The organism is Pseudomonas bohemica (genome assembly GCF_002934685.1).
Lineage (GTDB): Bacteria > Pseudomonadota > Gammaproteobacteria > Pseudomonadales > Pseudomonadaceae > Aquipseudomonas > Aquipseudomonas bohemica.
In genome coordinates, this window is the sequence record NZ_NKHL01000104.1 from 1 (window position 1) to 12,536 (window position 12,536).

At 58.1% G+C, this 12,536-nt stretch carries 15 protein-coding genes; 4 read left to right on the forward strand and 11 right to left on the reverse strand.

Features of this window, described 5'->3' with window-relative positions; all coding sequences use genetic code 11:
• Positions 1–229: 229 nt before the first annotated feature.
• A complete protein-coding gene (locus CE491_RS11455; protein WP_110948465.1) occupies positions 230–1,099 on the reverse strand; it encodes a MurR/RpiR family transcriptional regulator in 870 nt (289 codons plus the stop codon).
• Positions 1,100–1,329: 230 nt separating this feature from the next.
• On the opposite strand from CE491_RS11455, the gene zwf reads away from it, so the two are divergent.
• From zwf to CE491_RS11470, 3 genes are read left to right on the forward strand one after another with little or no spacing between them, the layout of a single operon-like run.
• Positions 1,330–2,799: a glucose-6-phosphate dehydrogenase gene (gene zwf, locus CE491_RS11460; protein WP_110948466.1), complete on the forward strand. Its 1,470-nt coding sequence runs from the start codon at positions 1,330–1,332 to the stop codon at positions 2,797–2,799.
• Complete coding sequence (pgl, locus tag CE491_RS11465) at positions 2,786–3,505, forward strand: 6-phosphogluconolactonase (RefSeq protein WP_110948467.1); 720 nt, start codon at positions 2,786–2,788, stop codon at positions 3,503–3,505. The genes zwf and pgl overlap by 14 nt, the downstream gene beginning before the upstream one ends.
• A 17-nt stretch (positions 3,506–3,522) precedes the next feature.
• Positions 3,523–4,197, forward strand: a complete 675-nt coding sequence (locus CE491_RS11470) for a bifunctional 4-hydroxy-2-oxoglutarate aldolase/2-dehydro-3-deoxy-phosphogluconate aldolase (protein ID WP_110948468.1) — start codon at positions 3,523–3,525, stop codon at positions 4,195–4,197.
• Positions 4,198–4,645: 448 nt separating this feature from the next.
• On the opposite strand, the gene CE491_RS11475 is transcribed toward CE491_RS11470, so the two are convergent.
• Together CE491_RS11475 and CE491_RS11480 are read right to left on the reverse strand one after the other, a co-directional pair.
• The gene (locus CE491_RS11475; RefSeq protein ID WP_110948469.1) at positions 4,646–5,851 is read right to left on the reverse strand and encodes an aminotransferase class V-fold PLP-dependent enzyme; all 1,206 of its coding nucleotides are present in this window, start codon (positions 5,849–5,851) and stop codon (positions 4,646–4,648) included.
• Positions 5,852–5,886: 35 nt separating this feature from the next.
• Complete coding sequence (locus tag CE491_RS11480; protein WP_110948470.1) at positions 5,887–6,150, reverse strand: DUF3820 family protein; 264 nt, start codon at positions 6,148–6,150, stop codon at positions 5,887–5,889.
• 230 nt (positions 6,151–6,380) lie between these two features.
• Between CE491_RS11480 and CE491_RS11485 the strand changes: the two genes are divergently transcribed.
• Positions 6,381–6,851: a PA2169 family four-helix-bundle protein gene (locus tag CE491_RS11485; protein WP_110948471.1), complete on the forward strand. Its 471-nt coding sequence runs from the start codon at positions 6,381–6,383 to the stop codon at positions 6,849–6,851.
• A gap of 152 nt (positions 6,852–7,003) precedes the next feature.
• Here the strand turns inward: CE491_RS11485 and CE491_RS11490 are convergent, their stop codons facing one another.
• From CE491_RS11490 to lptC, 8 genes are all read right to left on the reverse strand, one after another.
• The gene (locus CE491_RS11490; protein ID WP_110948472.1) at positions 7,004–7,276 is read right to left on the reverse strand and encodes an HPr family phosphocarrier protein; all 273 of its coding nucleotides are present in this window, start codon (positions 7,274–7,276) and stop codon (positions 7,004–7,006) included.
• A gap of 16 nt (positions 7,277–7,292) precedes the next feature.
• Positions 7,293–8,150, reverse strand: coding sequence for an RNase adapter RapZ (rapZ, locus tag CE491_RS11495; protein ID WP_110948473.1), 858 nt, complete (start codon positions 8,148–8,150; stop codon positions 7,293–7,295).
• A 2-nt stretch (positions 8,151–8,152) separates the two neighbouring features.
• A complete protein-coding gene (gene ptsN, locus CE491_RS11500) occupies positions 8,153–8,617 on the reverse strand; it encodes a PTS IIA-like nitrogen regulatory protein PtsN (protein WP_110948474.1) in 465 nt (154 codons plus the stop codon).
• Between the two features lie 12 nt (positions 8,618–8,629).
• Complete coding sequence (gene hpf, locus CE491_RS11505; protein ID WP_062384329.1) at positions 8,630–8,938, reverse strand: ribosome hibernation-promoting factor, HPF/YfiA family; 309 nt, start codon at positions 8,936–8,938, stop codon at positions 8,630–8,632.
• A gap of 77 nt (positions 8,939–9,015) precedes the next feature.
• Positions 9,016–10,509 (reverse strand): RNA polymerase factor sigma-54, encoded by a 1,494-nt coding sequence (locus CE491_RS11510; RefSeq protein WP_110948475.1) that lies wholly within the window; start codon positions 10,507–10,509, stop codon positions 9,016–9,018.
• A 189-nt stretch (positions 10,510–10,698) separates the two neighbouring features.
• The gene (lptB, locus tag CE491_RS11515; protein ID WP_110948476.1) at positions 10,699–11,424 is read right to left on the reverse strand and encodes an LPS export ABC transporter ATP-binding protein; all 726 of its coding nucleotides are present in this window, start codon (positions 11,422–11,424) and stop codon (positions 10,699–10,701) included.
• Complete coding sequence (gene lptA, locus CE491_RS11520; RefSeq protein ID WP_110948477.1) at positions 11,424–11,972, reverse strand: lipopolysaccharide transport periplasmic protein LptA; 549 nt, start codon at positions 11,970–11,972, stop codon at positions 11,424–11,426. Before lptA ends, lptB begins: the two co-directional genes overlap by 1 nt.
• Positions 11,959–12,531, reverse strand: coding sequence for an LPS export ABC transporter periplasmic protein LptC (gene lptC, locus CE491_RS11525; protein WP_110948478.1), 573 nt, complete (start codon positions 12,529–12,531; stop codon positions 11,959–11,961). Before lptC ends, lptA begins: the two co-directional genes overlap by 14 nt.
• Between the last annotated feature and the right edge of the window lie 5 nt (positions 12,532–12,536).

A 12,536-nucleotide genomic window follows, 5' to 3' on the forward strand; every position in this document is an offset into this window, starting at 1 on the left:
GACTGCGCCTTTTTCCCGAATCCATTGGTTCCTCCTGAGGAAAGGTCAGAAGGTGTAAACCTTATTCAGGACGGGACAGTGAATCAAAATTCTGGTCTGTGAGAGTGAGCTCGCTAACGAATGCAGCGTGTCAGCCTCAGAGAATCTTGCGCCGGAGGAATGCCCTTTCGAAAGAAACCTCACCCCCACAGGGAACGCGTGAGCCTTTCTTGCGTTGGCAGCGCAAAACTCAATTCAACTCATCATCGACCGGATACCGGCTGGCATTGAGGCTTTCCTTGATCTTGCGCAGGTGCGGCTGGAAGTCCACGCCACGGCGCAGAGTCATGCCGGTCGCAAGCACATCGAGCACGGTCAGCTGAATGATCCGCGAGGTCATCGGCATATAAATGTCGGTGTCTTCCGGTAGCGGGATGTTCAGGCTCAGCGTGCTGGCCTTGGCCAGAGGCGAGTCGGCGGCTGTCAGACCCAGCACCGACGCGCCATTCTCGCGAGCCAGGCGTGCCACTTCCACCAACTCGCGGGTCCGGCCGGTGTAGGAAATGATCACGAACAGCTCCCCCGTATGCGCCACGGAGGCCAGCATGCGCTGCATTAGCACATCGGCATGGGCCGTCACCGCCAGATTGAAGCGAAAGAATTTGTGCTGTGCATCTAACGCTACCGGAGCCGACGCGCCGAGGCCGAAGAAGTGGATCTGCCGCGCCTGGATCAACAGATCGACGGCCTTGCTGATCAGATTTGGATCAAGCACCTGGCAGACGCTGTCCAGCGACGCGATGGCGCTGGCGAAAATCTTGCGGGTGTAGGCTTCCGGGTTGTCATCGGCTTCCACTGCGCGGCTGACGTAAGCAGCGCCGCTGGCCAGACTCTGCGCCAGTTGCAATTTGAGTTCCGGGTAACCGCTGACATCGAACGAGCGACAGAAGCGGTTGACCGTCGGCTCGCTGACCTTGGCGGCCTGCGCCAGCGCGGCGATGCTGAAGCGGGTGGCCTGCTGAGGATTGCTCAGAATCACCTCGGCGACCTTGCGCTCGGCCTTGTTCAGTTCGGCAAGACGACTCTGGATCTGCTCCAGAAGATTGCGTACGCGGTCCATTCAAAGTCCTTCTCGTGAAGCTGTAACAGGCTGATCTGCGAGCATTTATGCAAAAGGTGCTCAACCGGCCTTTAGCCTGTAGCAAAGGTGGCCTATCGTACTGAGGGCCTGTGGTGATCACCACTGTAATGTGCTTTTTGACGAAATGTTGTGGTTATTACTACATATGGCCTTGAGTAACGCCTTTAAAAAAGGTATTTGTAGCCTAACTTGATAAAAGAACCAACATTATGCTCTCGATTACGGTTGAACCGTGCACTTTTGCCTTGTTCGGCGCCTTGGGCGACCTGGCCGTGCGCAAACTGTTTCCTGCGTTGTACCAGCTGGACCGTGCTGGACTGCTGCATGCCGAGACCCGAATCCTTGCCCTGGCCCGCGAGCCGGGTACTCCTCAGGAGCACTTGGCTTACATCGACAAGAGCCTGCGTCGCTTTGTCCCTGATTCCCAACTTGAAACCGAACACGTGGAGCGTTTTCAGGCGCGCCTGAACTACCTGCACGTGGATTTCCTCAAGGGTGAAGATTACGTCGCCCTAGCTGAAGAAGTGGGCGACGCGCAAACCATGATCGCCTACTTCGCCACACCGGCGTCGGTGTACGGCGCGATCTGTGAAAACCTTGCACTGGTCGGCCTGACCGATCGCACCCGCGCGGTGCTCGAGAAGCCGATCGGCCACGACCTGGCGTCGTCGCAACGGGTCAACGACGCCGTGGCCAGGTTCCTGCCGGAAAACCGCGTCTACCGCATCGACCACTACCTGGGCAAAGACACCGTACAGAACCTCATCGCGCTGCGTTTCGCCAACAGCCTGTTCGAAACCCAATGGAACCAGAACTACATTTCCCACGTCGAGATTACTGTGGCGGAGAAAGTAGGGATCGAAGGCCGTTGGGGCTATTTCGATCAGGCCGGTCAGCTGCGCGACATGATCCAGAATCACCTGTTGCAGCTGCTGTGCCTGATTGCGATGGACCCGCCGAGCGATCTGTCCGCAGACAGCATCCGCGATGAAAAGGTAAAGGTGCTCAAGGCGCTGGCGCCGTTCACCCCGGAGCGCCTGGCGACCCAAGTGGTGCGCGGGCAATACATCGCCGGTTACAGCGAAGGTAAACCGGTTCCCGGTTATCTGGAAGAGGAAAACTCCAACACCCAGAGCGACACCGAAACGTTCGTTGCCATTCGTGCCGATATCCGTAATTGGCGTTGGGCAGGGGTTCCGTTCTATCTGCGTACCGGCAAGCGCATGCCGCAGAAACTGTCGCAGATCGTGATCCACTTCAAGGAACCGCCGCACTACATCTTCGCCCCCGAACAACGGATGCAGATCAGCAACCGCCTGATCATCCGTCTGCAGCCTGACGAAGGCATCTCGCTGCAAGTGATGACCAAGGATCAGGGGCTGGATAAAGGCATGCAATTGCGCAGCAACCCCTTGCAACTGAGCTTCTCCGACGCCTACCGCAGCGCCCGCATCCCGGACGCCTACGAGCGGTTGTTGTTGGAGGTCATGCGTGGCAATCAGAACTTGTTTGTCCGCAAAGATGAGATCGAGTATGCGTGGCAATGGTGCGACCAGCTGATTGCCGGCTGGAAGAAGGCGGGCGATGCGCCCAAACCTTACGCAGCGGGCTCTTGGGGCCCCATGAGTTCCATTGCGCTCATTACTCGTGACGGGAGGTCCTGGTATGGCGATATGTGAACTTGAATTTCCGGCTGGCTTGCACGCCCTGGAATTCGATAACCCCGAACGGCTGGCCAACGCACTGGCCGACCATGTAGCCGAGCGTCTGAGCGCGGCTATTGCCAGCAATCCACACGGCGTGGCGACGTTGGTAGTGTCCGGCGGCAAGAGCCCGGTCGCCTTCTTCCAGGCGTTGGCGCAGAAACCGATCGAATGGTCGAAAGTGGCCATCAGTCTGGCCGACGAGCGCTGGGTGCCGACCGAGCACGCCGACAGCAATGCCGGCCTGCTCAAGCGTTATCTGCTTCAGGGGCCGGCGCAAAAAGCCGGTTTCTTCAGCCTGTACCGTCCAACCACAACGCTGGACGAAGCCGCTGCCGCTACCGACGAAGCGCTCAAGGAATTACCGAAAATCGACGTGCTGGTGCTGGGCATGGGTGACGATGGTCACACGGCCTCGCTGTTCCCCAACAGTCCGAACCTGGCTGAAGCACTGGACCTGAACAGTGAACGTCGCTGTCTGCCGATGCTGGCGCCGACCACACCTCATCAACGTCTGACCATGACGCGCTCCCTGTTGGCGTCGGCCACGACCCCGATCCTGTCCATTTCCGGGCAGGCCAAACTGGAAACCCTGCGCAAGGCGCTGGCTGGCGACGACCTCGCCGAAATGCCGGTGCGTGCGTTCCTCAACTCGTCTTTAGAGATCTACTGGTGCCCATAAGCAAAGGATCAGCCGCCATGGAAAATACCCACGTGAAACAGCCGTTCAATAGCATGGCGAGCAAAATTGCCCAGATCGACGAACTCTGCGCGAAAGCCAAGATTTTGCCGGTCATCACCATCGCACGCGAACAGGACGTGCTGCCGCTGGCCGATGCGCTGGCGGCAGGCGGCCTGAACGCGCTGGAAATCACTCTGCGTTCCGAATTCGGTCTGAAGGCCATTCGCATCCTGCGTGACGCACGCCCTGAGCTGTGCATCGGCGCTGGTACCATCCTCGACCGCCACATGCTCAAGGCGGCGGAAGAGGCCGGTTCGCAGTTCATCGTCACCCCTGGCAGCACCCAGGATTTGCTGGAGGCCGCTGCGCAGAGTGAACTGCCACTGCTGCCGGGGATCAGCAGCGCGTCGGAAATCATGATCGGATATGCCTTGGGCTATCGCCGCTTCAAGCTGTTCCCGGCGGAAATCAGCGGCGGCGTCGGCGCAATCAAAGCGCTGGGCGGCCCATTCCCGGAAGTGCGTTTCTGCCCGACTGGCGGCGTAAGCGCAGCCAACCTTAAAAGCTACATGGCGCTGCCAAACGTGATGTGTGTCGGCGGCACGTGGATGATCGACAACGCCTGGGTCAAGAGTGGCGACTGGGGTCGCATCACCGACGCGACCGCCGAGGCGATCGCGCTGTTCGACTGAGGCATTGTCAAAGGCCCCCTTTGATTGATCCTCGACAGCTCCCGTTCATGGGGAAGCTGTTTTAATCGTCTCGAAGCTGATGGATCAAGCGCTGGGGCGCTGCTACAGAAGTCGTTGTTGCATGGCTGTTTAACGGTGTTCCCTTGGTCAGGAACGCCGTTTTTTTTGCCCGAATTTTGGCACTGGAGCGACGGGACGGGGTGTTGGCCCTGAGCAGCACGGCTTGGCAGCGGTGGCGATCTCATGGAAGTCACCGCCGGCAAGCCGTACAGCTAAAGAAATTCGTCGCTAGATGCTGATTTCCCTATGCGCAATATATATGTACCGCACTCGTACCCATCGATGCGCGTATCTTCAAACTTCCTTTGCAGTTCGCTTTTCCATGAAGCTTTAGCGGCGCCGTTTCGACGGTCGCCGCTTTTTTTGCATTTCCAGCGCTCCCAAAAGCTCAGGCCGATGCGCGTAGCGCTTCAGTCAGGCGCAAGACATCTTCAGCAGAGGTGACGAAACCAGGCGTGATACGAATACACGGCCCGCATGCCGCACCCTCTCTGGCGACCGTAAAAATCCCGTGTTCATCGAGTAGTCGTTGGGCCATGAGTGGTTGGTCATCGTGGCGCGTGAAACGCAATGACGTGATCCCGCAATACAGGAGCGGATCATCCGGGGTCAATACTTCGATCCCTTCCATGCCACGAGCTTCACTAACCCACAGGTCCCGCAGATACGCCAGGCGCGCACCTTTTACGGCAGATCCGCCGATTGCTCTGTGTTCTTCGAATACTTTGGTCAGTGTCATCAGCGCGGGAATGTTGGGAGTGCCATAAGGAGCGCGTCCCAGAATGTCGTCAGGCGCAAAGCGGGCATCGCCCATGTCGGGGTCGATGGATGATAGCCGCTCCTGTTTCACGTAAACGAAGCCCAGGCTCAGCGGCGCCCCCATCCATTTCTGCAGATTGAAGCCGGCGAATGCCACGCCCAGCTCTCCCAACTTGAAATCCAGCTGCCCGAGAGCGTGAGCGCCATCAAGAATCACATCGACGCCATGGGCCGTGGCCAGCGTTGCGATCGCCTCAACAGGCATCACAAGGCCGGTGCGATGGGTGACATGGGTGAGTGCCATCAACTTCAGTCGAGGATGTGCGGCAAACGCATCGCGATAGGTCTTGAGCAGCGATTCATAGCTGGCCGGGTGCACGTGGCGGATCTCGATCACCTCGACCCCGCGATTCTTCGCCAGCCAGCGCGTGGCGGTCTGAACGCTGTTGTAGTCCAGATCGCTGATCAGCACTTGGTCGCCAGGTTGCAGCGCATTGTAGTTGCGGATCAGCGTTTGCAGCGACTCCGAGGCGCAACGGGTGAGAGCGATTTCCCGGCTGGGAACCTCGAGCAACTGAGCCAGGTCGGCGCGGATCACCTCGCTGTCTTCGGTATCGAAGCGCTGGCGCACGTACACTGAGTTGCTACGGTTCACGTACGCCAGATGTTGTTCGTAAGTGCGCAGCACTTCTCGAGTCATGCGCCCGAAATACCCATGCTCGAAGTTTATCGGGCCGGGCTCGACGTCGTATTGCAGCGCGACGTCCCGCCAGAAGGCTTCGTCGCGGGCACGTTCGGTTGCCGATTCCTTTACAGCAGGGTGAACGCTGGTCATCAGGTTGCTTGCCTTGTTAGGGGTAGGAAAGTGGGTCAGGAAAAACGTATTTGGGCTTTCGAAGGGCTTTCTCGCAAGGGGACGCGAGGTTTGCTGCGCAGCGGATCCAATAGCGCGGAAAGGCCGTTGTGATCGATCTCGTGCATCAGGGCCAACAGCTTGCCCAACTCCCCGTCGGGAAATCCCTTGCGCGCAAACCAGTTCAGGTAGTCACCGGGCAGGTCGGCGAGGAGACGACCCTGGTATTTGCCGTAAGGCATTTCACGCAGTACCAAAAGTTTGAGCTTTTCAGAATTCATCGAGCCGCCTTTGATCGTTTCGAGTGAACTTGAACGATACGTGCATTTTGCATGTATGCAAACGCAAAGATCATGCAGAAAGCGAGGTATGTCTGTATCTTGATACGCATAACTAGTTGAAATATAAGTAATTATTTGTTTGCAAAAACTGGCACGCACGCTGCAACACTAATGCTATCGAGTGTAGTTACACCCACTATTCGATTAACCTGCCAGAAAGGAACTGCAAAATGACAGATATCAATAAAGAAGCGATCTCGGTACTCAATGATCTGATCGAGACCAGCATTGACGGCGAGAAAGGCTTTCACACCGCCGCTGAAGATATCAAAAACCCTGAAATCAAGGCGTACTTCCTTTCCCGCTCGTCCGAGTGCAAGACAGCCGTAGCCGAGTTGCAAGCTCAGGTTCGCACCTTGGGCGGCAATCCCGATGACTCATCCAGCGCAACGGGTGGCCTGCATCGTCTCTGGGTAGAACTGAAGGCTGCCGTGACCGGCAAAAGCGATGAAGCTGTGCTGAACGAAGTCGAGCGCGGTGAAGACCACGCGCTGAAGGCTTACAATGACGCGTCGCAGAAGGCGAAAGAGAAAAATCTGCCTGTTAGCGTGACCAGCTTGATCGACAATCAGCTGCGTGGCGTAAAAGCGAACCACGACAAAGTAAAAGCCCTGCGTGACACTGTCCGCCGCGCGAGCTGACTTGGCCAGGCTGAGTCAGTTAAATTGATTCAGCCTGACTGACTCGCAGAAACGCCAGCATTGTCTGGCGTTTTTTTATGCCTACGAGTTGGGCAAAGCGGTCGTTTTCGGGAGTTGGAGGGTAACAGCTGGGAATTGGGGCTGGCAGTGGCTCACTCCCCCTCGTCAAACCGGTTGTTGATCAGCTCGATCAAGTCTTCCAATGCTTTCTCTTCCTGCTCGCCTTCGGTCAGCAGATGAAGTTCGGTGCCTTTGCCGGCGGCGAGCATCATCACGGCCATGATGCTTTTGCCGTCGACCATGCTGTCAGGCGAGCGGCCGACACGGATCTGGCAGGGGTGTCTGCCAGCGACGCCGACGAACTTGGCTGCGGCGCGGGCGTGCAGGCCCAGCTTGTTGATGATGGTGATCTGGTGAGCGGGCATCGCGTTGGGGATCCTTTCAGCTTAGGTCGCGGTGGCGGACCTGAACATTCTTGAGCGATTGTTGCAGGACCTGACCCAGGCGTTCGGTCAGGTAGACGGAGCGGTGATGCCCGCCGGTGCAGCCAATGGCAATGGTGACGTAAGCGCGGTTGCTGGCGGCGAAGCGTGGAAGCCACTTGGTAAGGTATGAAGAGATGTCCTGAAACATCTCCTCGACATCAGGCTGGGCCGCCAGATAGTCCGCCACCGGCTGGTCGAGCCCGGATTGCTCGCGCAGTTCGGGCTTCCAGTAGGGATTGGGCAGGCAGCGCACGTCGAAAACCAGGTCCGCGTCCACAGGCATGCCGCGTTTGAAGCCGAAGGACTCAATCAGGAAGGCCGTGCCGGGCTCGGGTTTGTTCAGCAGGCGCAATTTGAGGGTGTCGCGCAACTGATAGAGGTTCAGATGGGTCGTGTCGATAGTCAGGTCGGCCAGGTCGATGATCGGCCCGAGCAGCGTTTTTTCGTCACGAATCGCCTCTGCCAGCGAGCGAGTGGCATTGCTCAGTGGATGGCGGCGACGTGTTTCGGAAAAGCGCTTGAGCAGCGTAGCTTCATCGGCATCCAGAAACAGAACATCGCACTGGATATGTCGATCACGAACCTCTTCGAGCATTCGCGGAAAACGCGTCAGGTGGCTGGGCAGGTTGCGAGCGTCGATGGACACCGCCAACAGCGGCTCAGCGAGTTCGGTGTTGATCAGCGCGCGTTCCGCAAGCTCGGGGAGCAAGCCAGCCGGCAGGTTATCGACGCAGTAGAATCCGCTGTCTTCGAGAACATCGAGGGCCGTACTCTTGCCAGAGCCGGAGCGACCGCTGACGATGATCATGCGCATGATCAGTGACCGGTCTGAGCGTCGAGTACGACGTTGTATAGCTCTTCGCTGTTCCTGGCATCACGCAGCCTGGTGCGGACGTCGGAGCGGTCCAGCATGCTGGCGATCTGGCGCAACAGCTCCAGATGGGCGTCGGTGGCGGCCTCCGGAACGAGCAATACGAAAAGCAGGTCTACCGGCGCGCCGTCGATGGCGTCGAAATCGACTGGCCGTTCCAGGTGCAACACCGCGCTCACGGGCGAAGTACAGCCCCGGAGTCGGCAATGTGGGATCGCAATTCCGTTGCCAAATCCGGTGGAACCGAGTTTTTCGCGGGCGATAAGGCTTTCGTAGACGGTTTGCCGTTCGAATTCGGGCACTTGTTGCCCGATCAGCTTGGCAATCTCTTCGAGGACGGCTTTTTTACTGGCGCCTGGCACGTTCACGAGGGAACGGCCAGGGGTCAGGATGTTTTCAAGTCGGATCATGGATGGGGAATGTCAGCGAGCTGCCGCACCTTTGAGGATGCTTTGCTGCTTTTCCTTATGCTTGAGCAATTGTCTGTCCAGCTTGTCAGTGAGCAGGTCGATCGCCGCGTACATATCGTCATGTTCGGCATTGGCAACCACCTCTCCACCGTGGATATGCAGGGTGGCCTCGATCTTCTGTTTGAGCTTCTCGACGGCCATCGTCACCTGCACGTTCGTAATCTTGTCAAAATGCCCTTCGAGCTTTTTCAGCTTCAGCTCGATGTACTCGCGCAGGGGCTTGGTCACTTCCAGTTGGTGTCCACTGATGTTGACTTGCATACAGCTTCTCCTTCGTTGCCAATGCATTAAGATGCAGGCTTGGGTGCCTGCCACTGGAACGCTGTGGCCTGTAACCTCTACATCAGCCGCTTGCGTTCGCTGGATGGCGCTATCCCTAGAGACTCGCGGTATTTGGCGACTGTGCGACGGGCCACTTGAATGCCTTGTGCCTCCAGTAAACCAGCGATCTTGCTGTCACTCAACGGCTTTTTCTGATTTTCCGCGGCAACCAGTTTTTTGATGATCGCGCGGATGGCGGTGGACGAGCATTCGCCGCCTTCGGAGGTGCTGACGTGGCTGGAAAAAAAATACTTCAGTTCGTAAATGCCACGGGGGGTATGCATGAATTTTTGCGTGGTGACGCGGGAAATCGTCGATTCGTGCATGCCCACCGCCTCGGCGATGTCATGCAACACCAAGGGTTTCATCGCCTCGTCGCCGTATTCGAGGAAGCCCCGTTGATGCTCGACGATCTGCGTGGCGACTTTCATCAGAGTTTCGTTGCGGCTTTGCAGGCTTTTGATGAACCAGCGCGCTTCCTGCAGCTGGTTGCGCATGAAAGTGTTGTCGGCGCTGGTGTCGGCACGGCGCACGAAGCCGGCATACTGCGGGTTGACGCGCAGGCGCGGCACGGCCTCCTGATTGAGTTCGACCAGCCAGCGTTCGTTGTCTTTGCGCACGATTACATCGGGAACGACGTATTCGGCTTCGCTGGACTCGATCTGTGAGCCCGGGCGCGGATTGAGGCTCTGCACCAGCTCGATGACCTGGCGCAGGTCGTCTTCCTTGATCTTCATGCGACGCATCAGTTGCGCGTAGTCGCGGCTGCCGAGCAGGTCGATGTAATCGCTGACCAGTCGCTGTGCTTCGGCGAGCCATTTGGTCTTGGCGGGGAGCTGACGCAGTTGCAGCAGCAGGCATTCGCTAAGGGTGCGGGCGCCGACACCGGCAGGTTCGAATTGCTGGATGCGGTGCAGCACGGCCTCGATTTCATCAAGTTCGATGTCGAGCTCCGGGTCGAAGGCGTCCAGCAACTCCTCAAGCGATTCGTCGAGGTAACCCTGATTGTTGATGCAGTCGATGAGCGTAACCGCGATCAGGCGATCGGTATCGGACATCGGCGCCAGGTTCAGCTGCCAGAGCAGGTGGCTTTGCAGACTCTCGCCGACCGATGTGCGGGTGGTGAAGTCCCACTCGTCATCATCGTTGCTGGGCAGGCTGCTGGCGCTGGTCTGATAGATGTCTTCCCAAGCGGTGTCCACAGGCAATTCATTGGGAATGCGCTCGCTCCATTCGCCGTCTTCCAGATTATCGACCGTGGGGGCAGCTTCCTGATACGTGGGTTCCTGAACGTCGGGATTGGGCTTTTGCTCGATGTTGTCGGCCATGGGATCGACGTTGTCGAAGTCGTCGCCCTCTTCCTGGCGCTCCAGCATAGGATTGGACTCCAGTGCCTCCTGAATTTCCTGTTGGAGATCCAGTGTCGACAGTTGGAGTAAGCGGATGGCCTGTTGCAGCTGCGGCGTCATCGTCAGCTGCTGGCCCATTCTCAAGACTAGCGAAGGTTTCATGACAGGGGCTTAACACCTTATTCGCCGGCGCACATGCGCGCCATCCACTACTAGGGCGCCTGGGCGCCAACTTAAGCAAATTATATGCCTGAAACCTGAGTGTTTGCCTAGGGTGTGATGACAATTATTGCGAGGTTGGCGATGAGGCGTATGTTGCGATCGCCGGCCAACCCCTTGTCATCGTCCTGTTTACAGGCGGAACTCGTGGCCGAGATACACTTCCTTCACCAACTGGTTGGCCAGGATGGTTTCGGCGTCGCCCTCTGCGATCAGCTGCCCGTCATTGACAATGTAGGCAGTTTCGCAGATGTCGAGGGTCTCACGGACGTTGTGGTCGGTGATCAGGACGCCGATGCCCTTAGCCTTGAGATGGTAGATGATTTGCTTGATATCGCCCACGGAGATCGGGTCGACGCCGGCAAAGGGCTCGTCCAGCAGGATGAACTTCGGCGATGTCGCCAGGGCTCGCGCGATTTCTACACGGCGGCGTTCACCGCCGGACAGGCTCATGCCGAGGTTGTCGCGGATGTGCGTGATGTGGAATTCCTGCAGCAGGCTTTCCAGCTCCTTGCGGCGTCCGGCGCGGTCGAGTTCCTTGCGGGTCTCGAGGATGGCCATTATGTTGTCCGACACCGACAGTTTGCGGAAGATGGAGGCTTCTTGCGGCAGATAGCCGATACCGGCGCGGGCGCGACCGTGCATGGGCTGGTGGCTGACGTCCTGATCGTCGATCAGCACGCGGCCCTGGTCGGCTTGAACCAGGCCGACGATCATATAGAAGCAGGTGGTCTTGCCGGCACCGTTGGGACCCAGCAGGCCAACAATCTGACCGCTGTCGATGGACAGGCTGACGTCGCGTACGACCTGTCGGCTTTTATAGGCCTTGGCCAGGTGTTGGGCTTTCAGCGTCGCCATTACTGGGCCTTCTGCTGGTCGGTTTTCTTTTTCGGCTGGATCACCATATCGACACGTGGGCGAGCCTCAGTGACCTTGCTGCCTGTGGCACGTCCGGCACTGGCCAGCTTCCTGACTGTGTCATAGACGATCTTCTCGCCCTGGGTGGTGTTGTTGTCCTTGTCGATCACCTTGGCCTTGTCGATCAGTACGATCCGGTTTTGCGGCGCATGGTACTGGATCGTCACGCCCCAGCCCTGAACGGGTTTCGGGTCGCCGGCAGTCTGCAGTTGCTCGAAGTAGGCCAGGTTACCTACCGAGGTCACGACGTCGATGTCGCCTTGGGGCGTGCGCGTCATGGTCACCTTGTTGCCGGTGACCTTCATCGAGCCTTGAGTGATGACAACGTTGCCTGTGTAGGTCGCGATACCTTGCTTGTCGTCCAGTTGAGCATCGTCCGCCTGAACACGGATAGGCTGATCCTGATCGTTCGGCAGAGCCCAGGCGCTCACGCTTCCCAGTGCTGCGCCCAGGCCGAGCAAAATAGGGAGGGTTTTAAGGAGCCTCATACTGTCCTCTTGCGTTCGATAGCAGGTGTATCCTGCTTTCTTTTAGATAGGCTTTCATACCCGTACCGGTGCTCACGCCGTTGAAGCCGTCGATTCTAACGGGTTGAGCGGTTTCCGCATATTGCTTCTGAGGGAAGACAGTCATGCGGGTGCTGGTGATGATGGTGGTGCGTTTCTTTTCGTCAGTGCGGTTGATGCGAACCTGATCGATCAGCTCGACGTGGTCACCACCGGGCGACACCTCGGCGCGCACGCTCTGGACGTGCCAAGGAAACTCCGAGCCGCGAAACATCTGCAGCACGGGAGTGGTCATCAGCGTGACGTCGGTGGCCTTCAGATGCTCGACCTTGTCGGCGGTCATGTCGTACTGCATCGCGCCGTCGGGCAGGTACTGAATGCTGTGGGCGTTCATCGCGTAGTAGTCAATGGCGCTCTCATCGACGGCAGCCTTTGGCTGGTCCATGAAGCTTTCCGGGCTGATATTCCAGTAGCCGGCCGCCGCGAGCAGCAGCGCCAGCACGCCGAAGATCAGGAATGTACGAATTCTTTTGCTCAGCATAAATC

Coding starts and splice junctions, on each gene's coding strand:
- lptA (WP_110948477.1), bottom strand. CDS start 11,972: ATGAGGCTCCTTAAAACCCTCCCTATTTTGCTCGGCCTGGGCGCAGCA.
- pgl (WP_110948467.1), top strand. CDS start 2,786: ATGGCGATATGTGAACTTGAATTTCCGGCTGGCTTGCACGCCCTGGAA.
- zwf (WP_110948466.1), top strand. CDS start 1,330: ATGCTCTCGATTACGGTTGAACCGTGCACTTTTGCCTTGTTCGGCGCC.
- CE491_RS11510 (WP_110948475.1), bottom strand. CDS start 10,509: ATGAAACCTTCGCTAGTCTTGAGAATGGGCCAGCAGCTGACGATGACG.
- lptB (WP_110948476.1), bottom strand. CDS start 11,424: ATGGCGACGCTGAAAGCCCAACACCTGGCCAAGGCCTATAAAAGCCGA.
- CE491_RS11490 (WP_110948472.1), bottom strand. CDS start 7,276: ATGCCCGCTCACCAGATCACCATCATCAACAAGCTGGGCCTGCACGCC.
- CE491_RS11485 (WP_110948471.1), top strand. CDS start 6,381: ATGACAGATATCAATAAAGAAGCGATCTCGGTACTCAATGATCTGATC.
- hpf (WP_062384329.1), bottom strand. CDS start 8,938: ATGCAAGTCAACATCAGTGGACACCAACTGGAAGTGACCAAGCCCCTG.
- CE491_RS11475 (WP_110948469.1), bottom strand. CDS start 5,851: ATGACCAGCGTTCACCCTGCTGTAAAGGAATCGGCAACCGAACGTGCC.
- rapZ (WP_110948473.1), bottom strand. CDS start 8,150: ATGCGCATGATCATCGTCAGCGGTCGCTCCGGCTCTGGCAAGAGTACG.
- CE491_RS11455 (WP_110948465.1), bottom strand. CDS start 1,099: ATGGACCGCGTACGCAATCTTCTGGAGCAGATCCAGAGTCGTCTTGCC.
- lptC (WP_110948478.1), bottom strand. CDS start 12,531: ATGCTGAGCAAAAGAATTCGTACATTCCTGATCTTCGGCGTGCTGGCG.
- ptsN (WP_110948474.1), bottom strand. CDS start 8,617: ATGATCCGACTTGAAAACATCCTGACCCCTGGCCGTTCCCTCGTGAAC.
- CE491_RS11480 (WP_110948470.1), bottom strand. CDS start 6,150: ATGAATTCTGAAAAGCTCAAACTTTTGGTACTGCGTGAAATGCCTTAC.
- CE491_RS11470 (WP_110948468.1), top strand. CDS start 3,523: ATGGAAAATACCCACGTGAAACAGCCGTTCAATAGCATGGCGAGCAAA.